This is a genomic window from Moheibacter lacus (assembly GCF_014042165.1).
GTDB classification, from domain to species: Bacteria; Bacteroidota; Bacteroidia; order Flavobacteriales; family Weeksellaceae; genus Moheibacter; species Moheibacter lacus.
Window position 1 is genome coordinate 434,681 of the sequence record NZ_JACDZE010000001.1, and the last position, 18,436, is coordinate 453,116.

17 protein-coding genes are annotated in these 18,436 nt (G+C 38.5%); 13 read left to right on the top strand and 4 right to left on the bottom strand.

Annotation, left to right across the window (positions count from 1 at the left end):
* Window positions 1-78 precede the first annotated feature (78 nt).
* Together HU137_RS02100 and pruA are read right to left on the bottom strand one after the other, a co-directional pair.
* Window positions 79-954, bottom strand: a complete 876-nt coding sequence (locus tag HU137_RS02100) for a cation diffusion facilitator family transporter (RefSeq protein WP_182042153.1) — start codon at window positions 952-954, stop codon at window positions 79-81.
* Window positions 955-1,021: 67 nt separating this feature from the next.
* Window positions 1,022-2,653 carry an L-glutamate gamma-semialdehyde dehydrogenase gene (pruA, locus tag HU137_RS02105; RefSeq protein WP_182042154.1) on the bottom strand — a complete coding sequence of 544 codons (1,632 nt, stop codon included), beginning with the start codon at window positions 2,651-2,653 and terminating at the stop codon, window positions 1,022-1,024.
* A 205-nt stretch (window positions 2,654-2,858) separates the two neighbouring features.
* Between pruA and HU137_RS02110 the strand changes: the two genes are divergently transcribed.
* The 3 genes from HU137_RS02110 (at window position 2,859) to HU137_RS02120 (ending at window position 4,208) form a co-directional block, all read left to right on the top strand.
* A complete protein-coding gene (locus HU137_RS02110) occupies window positions 2,859-3,023 on the top strand; it encodes a hypothetical protein (protein ID WP_182042155.1) in 165 nt (54 codons plus the stop codon).
* 71 nt (window positions 3,024-3,094) lie between these two features.
* Window positions 3,095-3,499, top strand: coding sequence for an Rrf2 family transcriptional regulator (locus HU137_RS02115; protein WP_182042156.1), 405 nt, complete (start codon window positions 3,095-3,097; stop codon window positions 3,497-3,499).
* Between the two features lie 58 nt (window positions 3,500-3,557).
* Window positions 3,558-4,208, top strand: coding sequence for an NAD(P)-dependent oxidoreductase (locus tag HU137_RS02120; protein WP_182042157.1), 651 nt, complete (start codon window positions 3,558-3,560; stop codon window positions 4,206-4,208).
* Window positions 4,209-4,295: 87 nt separating this feature from the next.
* On the opposite strand, the gene HU137_RS02125 is transcribed toward HU137_RS02120, so the two are convergent.
* Window positions 4,296-6,734 (bottom strand): TonB-dependent receptor, encoded by a 2,439-nt coding sequence (locus tag HU137_RS02125; protein ID WP_182042158.1) that lies wholly within the window; start codon window positions 6,732-6,734, stop codon window positions 4,296-4,298.
* On the bottom strand, window positions 6,685-8,379 hold the full coding sequence (locus HU137_RS02130) for a M23 family metallopeptidase (protein ID WP_182042159.1): 1,695 nt from the start codon (window positions 8,377-8,379) through the stop codon (window positions 6,685-6,687). The genes HU137_RS02125 and HU137_RS02130 overlap by 50 nt, the downstream gene beginning before the upstream one ends.
* A 144-nt stretch (window positions 8,380-8,523) precedes the next feature.
* Between HU137_RS02130 and HU137_RS02135 the strand changes: the two genes are divergently transcribed.
* From HU137_RS02135 to HU137_RS02180, 10 genes are all read left to right on the top strand, one after another.
* The gene (locus tag HU137_RS02135) at window positions 8,524-8,823 is read left to right on the top strand and encodes a hypothetical protein (RefSeq protein ID WP_182042160.1); all 300 of its coding nucleotides are present in this window, start codon (window positions 8,524-8,526) and stop codon (window positions 8,821-8,823) included.
* Window positions 8,820-9,116, top strand: a complete 297-nt coding sequence (locus HU137_RS02140) for a cell division protein ZapA (protein WP_182042161.1) — start codon at window positions 8,820-8,822, stop codon at window positions 9,114-9,116. Before HU137_RS02135 ends, HU137_RS02140 begins: the two co-directional genes overlap by 4 nt.
* A gap of 252 nt (window positions 9,117-9,368) precedes the next feature.
* Entirely contained in the window at window positions 9,369-10,943 is a 1,575-nt protein-coding gene (rny, locus tag HU137_RS02145) for a ribonuclease Y (protein ID WP_182042162.1), read from the top strand.
* A 393-nt stretch (window positions 10,944-11,336) separates the two neighbouring features.
* Window positions 11,337-12,311, top strand: a complete 975-nt coding sequence (locus HU137_RS02150; protein ID WP_182042163.1) for a ribonucleotide-diphosphate reductase subunit beta — start codon at window positions 11,337-11,339, stop codon at window positions 12,309-12,311.
* A gap of 48 nt (window positions 12,312-12,359) precedes the next feature.
* On the top strand, window positions 12,360-14,033 hold the full coding sequence (locus HU137_RS02155; protein ID WP_394367601.1) for a ribonucleoside-diphosphate reductase subunit alpha: 1,674 nt from the start codon (window positions 12,360-12,362) through the stop codon (window positions 14,031-14,033).
* 121 nt (window positions 14,034-14,154) lie between these two features.
* Complete coding sequence (locus HU137_RS02160) at window positions 14,155-14,973, top strand: DUF4846 domain-containing protein (protein ID WP_182042164.1); 819 nt, start codon at window positions 14,155-14,157, stop codon at window positions 14,971-14,973.
* Between the two features lie 54 nt (window positions 14,974-15,027).
* Window positions 15,028-15,486 (top strand): protease complex subunit PrcB family protein, encoded by a 459-nt coding sequence (locus tag HU137_RS02165; RefSeq protein WP_182042165.1) that lies wholly within the window; start codon window positions 15,028-15,030, stop codon window positions 15,484-15,486.
* A gap of 19 nt (window positions 15,487-15,505) precedes the next feature.
* Window positions 15,506-16,663: a cysteine desulfurase family protein gene (locus tag HU137_RS02170; protein WP_182042166.1), complete on the top strand. Its 1,158-nt coding sequence runs from the start codon at window positions 15,506-15,508 to the stop codon at window positions 16,661-16,663.
* Window positions 16,663-17,151, top strand: coding sequence for a CvpA family protein (locus tag HU137_RS02175; protein WP_182042167.1), 489 nt, complete (start codon window positions 16,663-16,665; stop codon window positions 17,149-17,151). Before HU137_RS02170 ends, HU137_RS02175 begins: the two co-directional genes overlap by 1 nt.
* A 121-nt stretch (window positions 17,152-17,272) precedes the next feature.
* A complete protein-coding gene (locus tag HU137_RS02180; RefSeq protein ID WP_182042168.1) occupies window positions 17,273-18,415 on the top strand; it encodes an acyl-CoA dehydrogenase in 1,143 nt (380 codons plus the stop codon).
* Window positions 18,416-18,436: the final 21 nt, after the last annotated feature.

Genomic DNA, 18,436 nt, shown 5'->3' on the forward strand with positions numbered 1-18,436 from the left:
CCCGACCCCGTTGCGGAACGGAATTCTAAATTGGTTCAAATCTGAATCGCAACGGGGTCACGCCTAAATTTATATGATTCAATTCACCACTACCCTATCAGGCTCCACATGAATAAGGACATCGGCTATTTCCGGCAACCTCTTCCTAACTTCATCTTTGAGATTATGCGCAATGGTATGGCCTTGCATCACCGTAAAATTGGCATTGACGATCAAATGCAGGTCGACATAATAGACCATCCCCATCTTTCTGACATGGATTTTCTCGATGGCAATGACATCTGAAACCGACTTTGAGATTTGGATAATTTCGTTTGACAATTCTTCATAAATCTGTTCGTCAGAAATTTCACTGATGATCGGTTTAAAAATTCGATAAGCATTGTAAATAATGATCCCTGAAGCAATCAAGGCCGCAACATCATCTGCCGCCTCAAATCCATCACCAAATAAAATCGCCACCGAAATCCCGACGAATGCCAAAACGGATGTAATCGCATCACTCCGATGGTGCCAAGCATCTGCTTTTAAGGAAGAACTATTGGTTTCTTTGCTTTTCCGCATGACGTAATGGAAAGCCAATTCTTTGAAAAGAATGATTCCGCCGAGTACAAAAAGCGTGAAAACTTTCGGACCTTCATGTGGCGTTTGGATGTTTTGGATACTTTCGTAGGCAATTACCGTCGCTGAAATCACTAAAAACCCGATAACCGCGAAAGTGGACAAGGTTTCAAATCGACCATGTCCATAAGGATGATTTTCGTCGGGCGGTTTGGTCGAATATTTCAGTCCGATCCAAACGAGAATCGAAGCAAAAACGTCAGCAGTCGATTCAATCGCATCTGCAATCAACGCATAAGAATTTCCCAAAACACCGGCAACGAATTTAATTGACGCAAACGCAATGTTGCCGAGAATACTGAAAACCGAAGTTTTAATCGCTTCTGAACTCATGTTTTTCTTTTCTAATAAAAAACCTCAAAGATTTGAACTTTGAGGTTTTATGTTTGAATGATCTAATTTAATCTTTCGCTAAAAACGGATAGCGGTAATCCTTTGCCGGAACAAAGGTTTCTTTTACCGTTCTCACGGAAACCCATCGCATCAAATTCATCGCTGAACCAGCTTTATCGTTTGTTCCGGAAGCTCTCGCTCCACCAAATGGCTGTTGTCCTACAACAGCTCCGGTTGGTTTGTCATTGATGTAGAAATTTCCTGCCGCATTTTCCAAAGCTTTGATTCCTTGGTTTAACACATATCGGTCTTTGGCAAAAATCGCTCCTGTCAATGCATAATCAGAAGTCGTATCGACCAATTCCAATGTTTTCTCCCAATTTTTATCTTCAAATACATAAATGGTCAAAATCGGGCCGAAAATTTCCTCTACCATACTTTCATAATGAGGATCTGACGCTAAAATAACGGTTGGTTCTACAAAATAACCGACTTTATCGTCACATTTTCCACCGAAAACGATTTCTGCGTTTTTGGATTTTTTTGCTCGGTCGATGTAACCTTTGCATTTTTTAAACGAATTTGCATCGATTACCGCCGTCACAAAATTGGAGAAATCTTCCGGAGAACCCATTGTGATGGAATCCAATGCTTTTTTCATTTCTTTTTCAACTTTTGGCCAAAGACTTTTGGAAACATAAGCCCTTGAAGCTGCCGAACATTTCTGACCTTGGTATTCAAATGCTCCGCGAACCAAAGCTGTTGCTACTTCTTGCGCATCTGAAGATTTATGTGCGATGACAAAATCTTTTCCGCCTGTTTCTCCAACGATTCTTGGATAGGTTTTATAAATATCAATATTGTTTCCAATTTGTTTCCAAAGTGATTTAAATACCGAAGTTGATCCTGTGAAATGCAATCCTGCAAAATCAGGATGTTCCATTACGGTTTTTGAAGTTGCTGCTCCGTCTGTCAAAACCATGTTGATCACACCATCCGGTAATCCTGCTTCACGGAAAACTTCCATGATGATTTCTGCCGAATAAATCTGCTTATCTGAAGGTTTCCAAACGACCACATTTCCCATCAATGCCATCGAAGCCGGAAGATTGGCTGAAATTGCAGTGAAATTAAATGGGGTGATGGCAAATGTAAATCCTTCTAGTGGTCTATATTCTACTCTGTTCCAAACGCCTTCAGATGAAATCGGTTGGTCAGCATAGATTTGGGTCATGAATTCTACATTGAATCTTAAAAAGTCAATCAATTCACAAGCAGCGTCGATTTCCGCTTGAAAAACGTTTTTGGATTGACCGATCATCGTTGCGGCATTGATTCTTGCACGGTAAGGTCCGGCCAATAAATCTGCTGCTTTTAAAAAGATCGCTGCGCGATTTTCCCAACTCATATTTGCCCAATCTCTTCTCGCTTTCAACGCAGCATCGATTGCGGCTTTCACGTCATCTTGGGTTCCTTCGTGGTAATACCCCACGATGTGCTGATGGTCATGCGGCGGACGGATTTCCTTTTTGTTTCCGCTCTTTACGACTTTACTCCCGATGTACTGAGGAACTTCGATTACCTGTTTGTACATTTTTTTATAAGTTGCCTGTAGTTCTTCCCGTTCAGGTGAACCCGGAACATAGGATTTTACTTCTTCATTGGCTACAAAGGGTATTTGATAGATTCCTTTTGGCATAATGGATTTGTTTTGATTGTTTTGTGAAAAATTTTGAAGTGCAAAGGTACGAAGGAAAGTTTTAAATTCGGAGTTTTGAACTCTAAAATACAATTCTCATCATACAGAAACAGCAGAATTGAACATTTTTGAATTTCGAGTTTTAAACGATCTGAAACCAAAAGGTTTATCCAACCCAACTTGTAAAGAAATAGCTGATTGATCCTTGAAATCACAATCAGACCGACGGGATTTTCAAGTCGGTTATTTTGCAGTCAATAAAAAAGGGGAAGTCGGCACCTATTCGATTCGCAAAGGATTTTCCTATACGATTTACCAAAACGGTGAAAACAAACGAGTGGATCCGGGGTTTTATTTGGAAGGGAAGTGATTTTTAAGTTAGAATTATGAATTTAATGTAATAAAAATTGTTACAATTAAAAATTTATCTATATTTGCAGCATGAATAACACAAGATTTGCAACGGCGATTCATATTTTGACTCTTTTAAAACAGAGTGATTCGGACTGGCTTTCTTCGGAATGGATAGCGGGAAGCATCGGTGTGAATCCGGTTGTGGTTCGTAAGGAAATCGGTGTTTTAAAAAAAGCGGGATTGATTGAAAGTCAAAGAGGAAAGGAAGGTGGTTGTCGTTTGAGGAAAACGGAGATAAATTTGGCTGAGATTTATTTGGCAGTGAAAAATTCGGAAGTTTTGGGAAAGAAAAATTTGACGCCCAATCCAAATTGTGATATAGGTAAAGATATCAATAAAAATTTGGATAAATTGTTTCAAGAAACGGATGAACAAGTCGTCGGGTTTTTAGGAAATTGTTCTCTTGAAGAATTTGCTTTGCTATTTGCTTAAAAAAATTTGAATTAATATGTAACAAAAATTATTACAAATAAAATAAAATTAAATGAATATGAAAAAAGTAGCAGTAATAGGTGCAACCGGGTTTGTCGGTTCAAAAGTGGTAAATGAATTAGCCACTCGTGGTTACGAAGTAAAAGCTATCGCAAGAGATACTTCAAAAGTGGACCAAGCGGAGAATGTACATCCCGTAAATGTGGATGTTTACAACGAAGTGGAATTGGCAGAAAAATTAAAAGGTAGTGATGCTGTAATCAATACGTTTAATGCAGGATGGACAAATCCAAATTTGTACGATGATTTTTTATTTGGCTCAAGGAATATTGAAAAAGCAGTTGAAAATGCTGGAATTAAGAGATTTATAACAGTAGGTGGTGCAGGAAGTTTATTTATAGATGGAAAGCAGATTGTAGATGGTTCAGATTTCCCTTCAGAAATTAAACCTGGTGCTACAGCTGCGAGAGATTTTTTGAATGAATTGAAACAAAACGAAAAGTTGGATTGGACTTTTTTTTCTCCGGCTATCGAAATGCATCAAGGTACTTCTGGCGTAAGAAAAGGTACTTATAGAACTGGAACAGAAAATCCGGTTTTTGATGAAAATGGACGAAGTGTTTTATCTGCTGAAGATGTAGCTGTTGTCTTGGTAGATGAACTAGAGAACGAGAAATTCATTAAACAACGATTTACTGCAGCTTACTAATAAAAAAGAGTATTCTTAATTAATGCAAAAAACCTCGAAAATCTCTATTGTTTTCGAGGTTTTTTGTATTAAACAAGTCAAATATTATTAAAACTTCATCCTGATTTTCGCATTGATAAAACGTCCGGTCAAACGGTTTGGAACACCATAAATCATCGAACTGTTTACATCACGTACCCACGTATTGGAAATTTCGTTTCGGATGTCGAAAATGTTGAATAAGTCAACGCCTAAGGATAGTTCTTTAAAGTTTTTCCAGAAATTTCCATTTGCTTTTAATTCTTTTTGGTTGATGAATTCTTTGATAAATCCGATGTCAACACGTTTGTAATCGGTCAAATAATTTTGGAAATCATACGGATCGGTTAAAGGCGGTGCGCCGTTTGGCAATCCTGACGCATACACCAAATTCACATTGACTTTAAACGACGGTAAAATCGGCATATAATCTTGGAAGAAAATCGAAGCTTTGAACCTTGGGTCAGTCGGCAATGGAATATTTCCACGATCGTCGATGTTTTGGAAAGCGCGTGCATACGACAAACTCAACCAAGAATCCACGCCCGGTACAAATTCACCGAACAAACGCATATCCACACCATACCCATATCCTTTTGCGTTGTTGTCAGCCGTGTATCGGATGCGCACATTGTCCACAAAATACGGATTCAGGTCGTTGAACATTTTATAATAGGCTTCTGTCGTCAATTTAAACGGACTGTTCCACATCGTAAATTCATAGTCATGACCTAAAATGAAATGAATGGATTGTTGGGCTTTTACTTCATTGTTCAGCGTTCCATCCAATCGTCTTACTTCTCTGTAAAAAGGCGGCTGATAATAAATTCCGGTGTTAAAACGGAAAGTCATGTTTTCTTCCCAGTCCGGTTTGATGGCGATTTGCGCGCGAGGTGAAATGTTGAATTCTTCATTGAAATCCCAATAAGTTGCTCTAACACCTCCGTTTACCAAGACCTTTGAGCCACCCCAATTGAATCTTTTGGTATATTGCGCATAACCTGAAAAACGGTTGGTTTTTAATTCGTTACGTGCATGAACGCTGTAATTTAACACCAAATCGGATTCGTCCAAAACGCCCGGCTGGTAATTGCCCGGAACTGAATATCCGGTGGAATCCAATAATTGCCATTCGCTCATCAAATCACGGATGTCTTCCTGTTGGTACTTCACGCCCCATTCGATGTCGGTATTGACATCCAATTTGTATCGACCACGATGTTGTGCACCGACCACCAACGCATCAAAATTATTTCTAGCATGGTCGATTTGGCTTCCGATGTCGTAAGTAACTTCTATGTTTCCTTCACCGTCCAATTCGTTCAAACGGTAAGCACCATAAATATCAAAGTATTCGCGTTCTTTTGAATGAAAAGCAAAAGCATCTACAACCAAATCCAATTTTGAATTTGGGGTATGCCGAACGGTTATGGATCCTGATTCCGTCGCAAAACGATCTTCTTCATTTCCGTCATAAAAAACGGTCAAACTCATCGGTGTATCAAGCGTTCCAAATTTGGTATCGCGGTTTTTTGGGACCAATTCAAATTTGCTATCGGTCTTTGCACCTAGAAAGGAAACCTCCCATTTCGAATTGAATTTATAATTGATATTGGCTTGAACGTCATAATAAACCGGATTGAAATCACTTTCACCGTCCAATGTGTTCAAAACCAAATTTCGATTTTGATAGCGTGCCCCGACGATTGCCGATAATTTTTTATTTTTAGAAGCACCGCCTACGGTCAAACTCCCACCCATCAAACTGGCTTCGAGTGTTGCTTCGAATTCTTTTGGGCGTTTGTAAATGATGTCGAGAACAGAAGACATTTTATCGCCATATTTGGGTTCCCAACCACCGGCTGAGAAATTCACGGCATCTGTCATTGCCGGGTTTACAAACCCCAAACCTTCTTGTTCGCCCGAACGAATGAGTTGTGGTTTATAGATTTCGATTCCGTTGACATAAATAAGATTTTCATCAAAATTCCCACCGCGCACTCGGTATTGGGAGGTCAATTCTGAACCGATGCTCACCGACGGTAAACTTCCCAACATTTCAGCAACACCACCGGTCATCCCGATGGAGGTTTCCATCGCAGCCGGATCAAGTGAAATACTGTTCAGGGGTTTCTCATTGGTTCTACGTAAAATCACAGCGCCTTCGAGCTGGACGCTATTGGCGAGAATGATGTATTTTTCCAAAGTTTCGCCTTCGGCTAAATTGACCGTTTCGGTAAAAGTAGATTTCCCTTCTTGTTCAAATTGAATTTCCACATCAGATCCAGAGGAAATTTCTATCGAGAAATCCCCATTTCCATCTGTGTAAACTGTATTGATCCCGTCCGAAACCGAAACATCCATGAGTGGAAGTTGGTATTCGTCAAAAACTTTTCCTTTAAACGTGGCTTGCTGTGCATAGATAAATCCGGCAAAAAATAAAAAGAGAAAAAATAAATTAACTCTTGTTGAAATTGACGGTGTAGGTGGCTGTATTGTTCTTTTCATCCCAAACTTTTAATTCTAAATTATGTTTTCCGGAGGCAATTCCTTCACGGTTTAAATCGATGGTCAATGATCTCGTTTTTTGATCATAATTGGACAAAATCCATTTTCCATCTACATAAGCATCAAAATCCTCAATCCCTGACTCACTGTCGCTTATGGTAAAACGAATGACTCCTTTGGCGCCCGTAAATGTACTATTTTCTTTGATATTAACGGGATTTATTGTCGGTTTCGTATTGTCGATTCCGACAGAAAAAACACCGAAGTCACGGGTTTCGCCCACAACTTTTCCGTTTTTGTACTCCGCCGTGATGTATTCCTTTTTCCAAGCACCCCGTTTTTGGTATTCAAGAATCAAAATCGCTTTGTCCAATTGAGCGGTTGGAATTCCTTCCGGTTCTATTGAGATGGTATAATAGTTATGAACAGGTATGTTCCAATCGTGTACCCAATGTTTTCCGTTTTCTGATTTTCTGTATTTGAATTCTAAATCTTCATAAATCACACCTTTAGGCATAGAGATTTCGATTCCGTCTTGTTTGAAATGATTTTCCTTGTCCCAATTTAATACGATAGTAGATTCATCTATCGGCTTTTCAGCGGGAGGTTTTTTACCGGAAATTTTGAATTTGGATTCTTTTTTATTTCCTGCATAATCGAGGACTTCGATTCGGATGGCGTAGGTTTTTCCTTCTTCCACATCGAGAATGCCGTTGTTTTGAAGATTGGAATACATTTGAATCGGATCTCCTTCTTTTTTATACAATTGATAGACCCAACTGTTGTTTCTCAAACGATCTTCATAGTCCACCAAACAATTGATGGCGCGAGACCAATTGAAATTCAAACGTTCAGCAGTATAAGTATAATGTGGTTGCTCATCTACAAAGACATTGATTTGGTAAACACCATTCATGTTGGAAGCGCCGTTGTGCTTGTCATAAGCTTTGATACCCAAACCAACTTTTCCAGAAACTGAAAGCGTGGTTCCGGCAGAAACGACTTGACGGGAAGTTTTTCCGTTCACATTTCCGTTGATCGGATAAATATAAGTTCCATTGATCAAAGGCGCACTGGTGTCGGGAACATCAAATCCGAAGAGAAATGGGTTGATCGGTTCTTCGGTTTTGGTATCGCGAATTTCAAAGTGTAGATGTGGACCACCTGAACCGCCAGAATTTCCGGAAAGCGCTACGATATCAGCTGAATTTACTTTTAATTCGTCTTTTTTCGGATAAATTTCAACCGAGAAGGTTTCGTTTTTATATTGATATTGACGGACGTATTCTTCTATTTCAGGACTAAATTTCTGCAAGTGTCCGTAAACGGAAGTGTAACCATTTGGATGGTCGATGTAGAGTGCATTTCCATATCCGCGAGCCGAAACATTGATTCGGGAAATAAAACCATCACCAACTGCATAAATATTATAGCCTTCTTTTTGATTGGTTTTGATGTCGATTCCGCTATGGAAATGGTTGTTTCTGAGTTCAGCGAAATTACCGGAAAGATAGTTGGTAATCCCGAGTGGATTACGAAATTCGCCTTTTGGATACTCCACTTTTGATTCCTCTTTTTCGGGCGAATTTTGGGCGCAAGTACTTAAAAATACCAATCCGAAAAGCAGAACATTTAATTTCTTCATTTAGGTCAAATTTGGACAAAAATAAGGATTTATATGAAAGAGGAATTCTTGAAATTCGAAATTAAAATTAGAATCCTTTATTTATTTATACAAAAAAAGTTACCTTTGCGTTAAATAAGTTAGGACAAAAAGTTCTCTTATCAAATGGATCAAAATGAGTCAAATTTCATAAATCTTGAACAAAAGCTCTATCAACTGGTAGATGCTTATAGAAATATTAAAAAAGAAAAAGAGTCGCTGAAGGAGGAAATAGATGCGTTGAAAGATAGTTTAAAAACATCGAGATCAGAAGTGTTAAAGTTAAAGGATGATAATGATCGGCTGAAAGTGGCAAATGCCATGTTGGGAGATGAAGAACACAGAAGATTGATGAAATTGAGGGTTAACAAACTTATAAAAGAACTGGATGTTTGTATCGCTCAAGTGAAAAAGGAAAAAGGATGAGTACGCTAAAAGTGAAAATCAACATAGCCGGAAGACAATATCCTTTGAATATCAATGCAGAAGAGGAAGAAGCAGTGCGAAATGCAGGAAAGGAAATTAATAACCTGATTCAAGAATTTGAAGACAGATATGCAGTAACGGACAAACAGGATGCAATTTCAATGGTAGCCCTTCAGATGGCTTCAAAATACAATTTGCTTAAAAAGTCCGGCTCAGGAAATGAAGTTCAAATGAATGAAAAATTAGATCAATTGATAGATCTCATCGATAGAGAATTAGAAGAAAATAAATAAAATTAAGACGTTCAGCTGTTTGAATACAGTAAAAATACTATCCCACATTAGTTCTAACATTTTGGTAAGCTCAACGCCAGTTTTGTAACCGGGTGAAAGTTGTCCGGAAAGCGGGCCGCAACAACGCAAGTTGTTCAAATTTATTTGACAGCGGATTCTTGACTGACAAAATAGCCTAAAACCTGTTTTCAGGAGCTTACGCAAAACTTATTTAACTAGTGTGGGATTTTTTATGACCTAAAATGAAAAAAAATGGACACAACTATGACAATAATTGTAGGTATTGCAGGGCTCGTAATCGGAGCTGTTTTAAGTTATTTCCTTGCGAAAAAATCAGTTGATAAAGAGAACCAAATACTGGTTGATGATGCGAAAAGAAAAGCCAAAGAAATAGTAGGAGATGCCGAAAAAGAAGGCGAAGCCATCAAAAAAGAAAAAATATTTCAAGCCAAAGAAAAATTTCTAGAATTAAAATCTGCTCACGAAGAAGCCATCAACCAAAGAGAAAGAAAAACGGCTGAATCTGAATCTAAAGTAAAAGAAAGAGAAGATAAATTAAAATCGGATTTTTCAGACATTCAAAGACAAAGAGATTTGTTAAAAAATGAATTGTCCAATCTTCAATCTCGTCAGGACAAATTGAACCTGAAACAGAAAGAAGTCGATACGATGCATAAAAAGCAAGTAGAGGTTTTGGAAAAAGTTTCCAGTTATACTGCTGAAGAAGCCAAAGCTGAATTGATGGAAACGCTTAAGGATGAAGCGAGATTGAAAGCCCAAGCCCATATCCAGGAAATCATGGAAGAGGCAGAATTGAATGCAAAAAACGAAGCGAGAAAAATCATCATCGGTTCGATTCAAAGAATCGGAACAGAACAGGCTGTTGAAAACGCCGTTTCTGTGTTTAACATAGAGTCAGATGAAGTAAAAGGACGCATCATAGGCCGTGAAGGTCGAAATATCCGCGCGATAGAAGCTGCAACCGGAGTTGAAGTTATCGTAGATGATACGCCGGAAGCGATCATTCTCTCTTGTTTTGATCCGGTAAGACGTGAAATCGCCCGGCTTTCATTACACCGATTAGTAACAGATGGGAGAATTCACCCTGCAAGAATCGAAGAAGTCGTTGCAAAAACGACCAAACAAATCGAAGATGAAATCATCGAAGTAGGTAAAAAAACCATCATGGATCTCGGGATTCATGGTTTGCACAAAGATTTGGTAAAAATCGTAGGTCGCATGAAATACCGTTCTTCTTATGGTCAAAACTTGCTACAACATTCACGTGAAGTAGCGCATTTGGCAGGAACGATTGCAGCTGAATTAGGTTTGAACCCTAAACTGGCCAAACGAGCTGGTTTATTGCACGATATAGGGAAAGTTCCGGATCAAGAATCCGAATTACCACACGCTATTTTAGGAATGCAATGGGCCGAAAAGTATGGTGAGCATCCAGATGTAGTCAATGCCATCGGAGCGCATCACGACGAAATCGAGATGACAGCTTTGATTTCGCCGATCATTCAGGTAGCCGATGCGATCAGCGGCGCAAGACCGGGTGCAAGACGTCAAGTGGTAGAATCTTACATCCAACGATTAAAAGATTTAGAAACAACGGCTTTGAGTTTTGATGGTGTAGAGAAAGCATTTGCGATTCAAGCCGGACGAGAATTAAGGGTCATGGTGGAAAGCGATAAAGTAGACGACGCAAAAGCATCAGAATTGTCCTTTTTAATTACCGATAAAATCCAAAATGAACTCACCTATCCTGGACAAGTTCGGGTAACTGTAATCCGAGAAACAAGAGCAGTCAATGTAGCGAGATAGATCAGAATATTTTGATAAAGATTTAAAAAAATCCGAACAAAAATTGAAGTTTTAGTTCGGATTTTTTTCATGACGAAAGTCAGCTTCTATCGCTTTACAGTAAAATGTTTTAGCTGAATCAGTTCGTAAATTTAAACAAAATTTAAAATTCGCAATTATTTGATTATCAGATTTTTAATTCAATGTTAATAACCTTTTGATTACTTTTCATGAAAGAGTCGTCAAACTTTCATTTGAAATTATAATTTTGAAAATACCTAAGTACTCAAGCAAAAAACAAGCAATGTTTTGACTATGAACAGATTCAGTTTTTGACAATTGAATCCATAAGATCGACACCGTTATTTTTTTGAGACTTTAAATGTTTGAATTAAAAAAAAATCAGTTTGCCCTATGTCCATATTTGACAAAAGAATCAATTACAAGCCGTTTGAATATCCAGGCATTTTCCAATTTACAGAAGCCATCAATAAATCCTATTGGGTACATAGTGAAGTAGACTTTACCGCAGACACCCAGGATTTTCATTCTCACTTAAATGTTGCAGAAAGAACAGCCATTAAACACAGTTTACTTGCGATCGCCCAAATTGAGGTAGCAGTTAAAACCTTTTGGGGCGACATTTACCAACATTTCCCAAAACCTGAGTTTAACGGTTTGGGCGCTACTTTTGCAGAATGTGAATTTCGTCACTCAGAGGCTTATTCGCGACTTTTGGAAGTTTTGGGGTATAATGAAGAATTTGAAGGCTTACTCGAAGTTCCCGTGATCAAAGAAAGAATAGAATATCTTTCTGCAGCTTTAAAAGATGCTCGATCTCAAGACCGTAAAAAATATGTAGTCTCTTTGATTTTGTTTTCCATTTTGATAGAAAATGTTTCCCTTTTCAGCCAATTCGGGATCATCCTTTCCTTTACCAAATTCAAAGGATACATGAAAAATGTAAGCAACATCATTGCTTGGACTTCAGTTGATGAGCAAATTCATGCAAATGGTGGAATCTATATCGTCAATAAAATCAGAGAAGAATTTCCTGACTTTTTTGATGAAGAAACGGTCAACTATATCCTTGAAACTGTTGAAAATTCGATTGACATAGAAAGTAGAATCCTCGATTGGATTTTCATTGAAGGTGAAATTGAAACCGTCAATAAAACCAATTTGCTCAATTTTATGAAATTTAGAGTAGATGATAGCATGAAGAAAATTGGATTAAAACCGATTTACCATATTTCTCAAGAATTATACAAACCAATGGCTTGGTTCGAAGAAGAAGTTTTTGCCAATAGCTTAGACGATTTCTTTGCCAAAAGGCCAACTGATTATACCAAACACGACAAACCGATTACCGCAAACGATTTATTCTAACCCCAAAAAGAAACAAACTATATGGAACCAAACAACAGCGAACTCCCAATGCAAGCAGCAATACAACCTGAGTTAATGGAAAAACTTTGGTGGAAAAATGAAGAAAGTGAACAGATCTTAAACAGAGGTTATCTGTTAAAAGGAGAAACAGTAGAAGGCGCAATTGAAAGAGTAGCAACTGCAGCCGCAAAACGCTTGTACAAGCCGGAATTGATCGAACCTTTCAAAGAAATGATCGAGCGCGGATGGATGAGTTTGAGTTCACCGATTTGGGCCAATATGGGTACGCAACGAGGATTGCCTATTTCTTGTTTCAATGTTTTTATTCCGGACAGTATAGAAGGGATCACACACAAATTGGGGGAAGTGATCATGCAAACCAAAATAGGTGGAGGAACTTCCGGTTATTTTGGTTCTTTAAGGGAGCGCGGAAGTGCGGTAACAGACAATGGAAAAAGTAGTGGTGCCGTAAGTTTCATGAAATTGTTTGACACTGCCATGGACACCATTTCTCAAGGTGGTGTCAGAAGAGGTGCCTACGCAGCTTATTTGGATATCGACCATGCAGACATCGAAGAATTCTTGAAAATAAAAAGCATCGGTAACCCGATTCAAAACCTATTCACAGGCGTTTGTGTGCCGGATTATTGGATGCAGGAAATGATAGATGGAGATACGGAAAAACGCCAGATTTGGGCAAAAGTGATAGAAAGTCGTCAACAAAAAGGATTGCCTTATATCTTTTTCTCAGACAATGTAAACCGTAACAAACCACAAGTTTACAAAGACCTGAACATGCGCATCCATGGAAGTAATCTTTGTTCCGAAATTATGCTTCCGTCCAGTGAAGAAGAATCATTTATCTGTTGTTTGTCTTCAATGAATTTAGAATTGTATGACGAATGGAAAGATACAGAAGCCGTTAAATTGGCGATATTCTTTTTGGATGCCGTATTGCAAGAATTCATCGAAAAAACAGAAGGAAACCACTATCTGGCATCAGCAAACCGATTTGCTAAACGACACAGAGCACTTGGTTTGGGCGTTTTAGGATGGCATTCCTACTTACAGAAAAATATGATCCCATTTGAAGGTTTGGAAGCCAAAATGAAAACAAGCGAAATCTTCAAACACATTCAAGACAGAGCCGATAAAGCAACGCAAGAATTAGCGAGAATTTATGGAGAACCGGAATTGCTTCGCGAATATGGAAGAAGAAATACCACGACATTGGCAATTGCTCCAACCACTTCATCCTCAGCTATTTTAGGACAAACATCACCTGGGATTGAGCCTTTTGCTTCCAATTATTACAAAGCAGGATTGTCCAAAGGAAATTTCATGCGGAAAAATAAATATTTGGCCAAATTACTTCAAGAAAAAGGTATGGACAACGAAGATACATGGCGAAACATCATGTTGAATCAAGGAAGTGTACAAGGATTGGATGGTTTGACCGAACATGAAAAAGCAGTTTTCAAAACTTTCCGTGAAATCAGTCAGTTGGAAATCATTCAACAAGCGGCCATCCGTCAAAAATTTGTAGACCAAGCCCAAAGTTTGAACCTCAATATTCCTGCAGAATTGCCAATCAAAGATGTAAACAACCTGATGATAGAAGCTTGGAAGTTGGGTGTAAAAACCTTGTATTACCAACGTAGTCAAAGCGTTTCAAAAGAAATGGTAACCAATTTGGTGAGCTGTAGCAGCTGCGAATCTTAATTAAAATGAAATAAAATGAAAAGCCATGATTGAGGCAATCATGGCTTTTCTTGTTAGAAAACAGATTGGAATAGTTTTTGTTATCATTTGAAGTTGGGGCATAAAAGGAAGCGTTTATCTGATGAAAAAACTACTATTTATTTCGTTTATTTTAGTTTCAGCTGGTTCGTGTAACACATTGAACCAGGAAAGTGTGCTCTATCCTAATTCCATGAACTTGGTTGAAAGTACACCTTTGATGAACGACCATGGGAAAACCGTTTTAGAGCGATTTGATGCACCACTTGGATACAATCGCGTTGCTGTTTCGCCCAACACTTTCCCACACTATTTGAGAACTTTAGAGTTGAAGCCGGAAGGCTCCATGGTTCAATTTTATGATGGAAAAACCAAACCCAACAACAACGTTTATGTCTCGGTGGTAGATTTACCGATTTCCAAACAAAATGTTCAAATTTCTTCAGATTCCGTCATCCGACTTATTTCCGAATACCTTTTCAAAACTGGTCAATACGATGAAATAGGCTTTCATGCCAATAAAGAAAAACTGGCTTTCAGTGAATTTGCCAAAGGAGATTTTTCCAGAAAAAATTTTGAAAAATACATGGACTTCGTGATGGAAAAAGTATCCACACCTAGTTTTTGTGCAGATTTAAAACACATTCCTTTAAAAGAAATCAAAATCGGAGACATTTTTGTACAAAACACCCAGCCAAACGGACATGCCGTTATCGTTGTGGATTTGGTTGAAAATGCAAAAGGAGAAAAACTATTTCTATTGGCCCAAGGATTTCAACCGGCGCAAGAAATTCAAATTCTGGCCAACCCAAGCCGAGAGGATATCAGTCCTTGGTACGCATTAAAAGAGGGAGAACTTTTGACTCCTGAATGGCGCTTCATGACTTCAGACCTCATGAGGTTTGTGTTTTTACCAAATTAATTTCCATTTCGTCCCAAATTATTTCTGTAAATTTGGGGTTAAAATCATTTCGAAATGAAAAAAATAATTTTTTGTTTTGGGATTTTGCTTTTTGCAGTTTCCTGCAGCAATTCTCAAGCAACCTCAGATGAAGCCTCAAAAATGAAAAATTTCGAAATTCTTTACCAATCCGAATATGGCGGAATTGGAGTTGAAAAAACAGAAATTTATACTGAAGCGGAAACCTTTGCCAAAATGTGGAACGAAACCATCAATGTTTATTCCGAATCCGCAGAAATTCCGACAGTAGATTTCGATAAAAAAATGGTCATCGCCAAACATTTTCAAAGCCAAAATAGCGGTGGAACCGAATATGAAATTCAATCTGTCAATCAAACCGGCAATAAAACAGAAGTTTTATACAAAGCAACTCCACCTGATGGAATGGCAACCATGGCGATCACCAATCCGCTGATCATTCTCGTTGTCAACAAAGTCCAAAGTCCGATGGTAGAATTTAAAGCGCAAAAATAACACACAAAATAACACATAAATGCGAAAAATTTATTTGGACAATGCTGCAACTACACCTATCCACGAGGAAGTGATAGATGAAATGGCAGATTGTATGAAAAAAACATTTGGAAATCCATCTTCCACACACGTTTTTGGACGGGAAGCAAAAGCCAAAATGGAATTGTCAAGAAAAAAAATCGCTGAAGCTTTACAAGTATCACCTGCTGAAATCGTCTTTACTTCCTGTGGAACCGAATCCAATAATTTGATCATTCGTTCTTCTGTTGATCATTTGGGAGTCAAACGCATCATCACTTCCAATCTCGAACACAAATGTGTAAAAGAAACGAGTTTGGAAATGGGCGAATGTAGAAATGTGGAAGTTGTAAAAGTAAAAACCGATGTAAATGGATCTGTTGATTTAGAAGATTTAGAAAAAATACTTAAATCTTCCGATCAAAAAACTTTGGTGACTTTGATGCATGCCAACAATGAAATCGGAAATCTTTTGGATGTCAAAAAAGTACAGACTTTATGTGAAGAAAACGCAGCGCTATTCCATACCGATACCGTTCAAACTTTGGGTCACTACCCCATGGATTTGAGTGAATTGAAAGTAGATTTCGCATCTTGTAGTGCACATAAAATCCATGGCCCGAAAGGAATCGGATTTGCCTACATCAAAAAATCAACCAGACTTCGCCCCCAGATTACCGGTGGAGGACAAGAACGCGGATTGCGTTCAGGGACCGAAAATGTCTATGGTGTAGTTGGGTTGGCGAAAGCATTTGAAATGGCAATTCAAGATTTGGACAAACATAAAACTCATATTGAAAGCCTAAAAAAATATACCATTGACCAATTAAAAGCGACCATTCCTGGTGTGGAATTTAACGGACTTTCTGCCGATTTGGAAAAAAGTTTGTACACGGTTTTGAACATCCGTTTGCCGTTCAAAGATGCTTTAATCGGCTTCGAATTGGAATTAAAAGGAATAGCAGTTTCGCAAGGAAGTGCTTGCAGCTCAGGTGCAGCCAAAGTCTCTGCAGTGATTGAATCCATTTTAACACCGGAACAAATCGAAACGACCACACCCATCCGTGTTTCTTTTAGTTGTTATAACACCAAAGAAGACATCGATGCATTGGTAGGCGTTTTGAAAAACATCTCCGAGAAACATTTGGTGCCGCATTGATGAATTATTTGGATTGGTTTTTTGTATTCATTTTAGGTTCAGGCGCAGTTTGGGGCTACCAAAAAGGATTGATAAAAGCAATATTAGGTTTTTTAGGAATCGGATTGGCGATTTGGATCGGATTTAAATTCTCCGAATTCGCAGTGCCTTATGTCGCTGAAGTGGATTTTATTCCAATCGAATTAGTGAACCTTGTTGCTATCGTCCTTACGATCATCCTCATTTATTTCGCTGTGAAAATCATCGCAAAAATTTTGCATTCCATTACGCATACCATCGGATTGGGAATTTTCAACCGATTGGGAGGTGTAGTGTTCGGAATATTAATTAACTTATTTATGCTGGGCGCTTTGGTGTATTATGTTTTGCCGTTTTTTGACTCGATGATCGGTTCTGAAATGATTTCACAAAGTAAATTGATGCCGTACTTACATGATGTAATCGATTTATTTAAAATGAATTTCCATTTGGTAAAAGAATCTTTGTGAGACTTTGAGGATTCTAAGTTTTATTGTGTTTAATTTTCCAAATAAGAAATTGTTTTAATTCTTAATCAACCTTAGATTTTTTTTCTAGAAACCTTATATTTGAACCACAAAAACGAACAAAATGGATTTCCAATTATCAGAAGAACAGTTGATGATACAACAAGCCGCAAGAGATTTTGCGCAAAATGAATTATTACCCGGCGTAATCGAACGCGACGAACACCAGAAATTTCCGACCGAACAAATCAAAAAAATGGGCGAACTCGGATTTCTTGGGATGATGGTCGACCCGAAATACGGAGGTGCCGGACTCGATACGATTTCCTATGTTTTGGCGATGGAAGAAATCTCCAAAGTTGATGCATCGGCTTCTGTGGTGATGTCCGTCAACAATTCATTGGTTTGTTGGGGATTGGAAAAATTTGGAACAGAAGAACAAAAAGAAAAATATTTGACCAAATTGGCGACCGGTGAACAAATCGGTGCATTTTGTTTGTCCGAGCCGGAAGCTGGTTCAGATGCAACTTCACAACGCACCACAGCGGAAGACAAAGGCGATTATTATTTGCTAAATGGAACCAAAAACTGGATCACAAACGGTGGAACGGCTTCGGTTTATTTGGTGATGGCGCAAACCGATCCGGAGAAAGGCCACAAAGGAATCAATTGTTTGATCGTGGAAAAAGGAATGGAAGGTTTCCAAGTTGGTTTGAAAGAAAATAAATTGGGAATCCGAGGTTCCGATACGCATTCCTTGATGTTTACGGACGTAAAAGTTCCCAAAGAAAACAGAATCGGTGAGGACGGATTTGGATTTACCTTTGCGATGAAAACCTTGTCCGGCGGACGAATCGGGATTGCATCTCAAGCCTTAGGAATCGCAAGCGGCGCTTATGAATTGGCACTAAAATATTCAAAAGAAAGAAAAGCATTTGGGAAAGAAATTTCTCATCATCAAGCAATCGCTTTCAAATTGGCCGATATGGCGACCAATATCGATGCAGCTCGTCATTTATGTTTACACGCAGCTTGGTTAAAAGACCAAAAACAAAACTTCGACAAAGAAGGTGCAATGGCCAAATTATTTGCCTCAAAAACGGCGATGGATGTGACGGTAGAAGCCGTTCAAATCCACGGCGGATATGGATACGTGAAAGAGTATCATGTAGAGCGATTGATGCGCGATGCAAAAATTACGCAGATTTACGAAGGAACATCCGAAATCCAAAAAATCGTGATTTCAAGATCGGTTTTGAAGGATTAATTTCGAAAAATATTAAAAAGA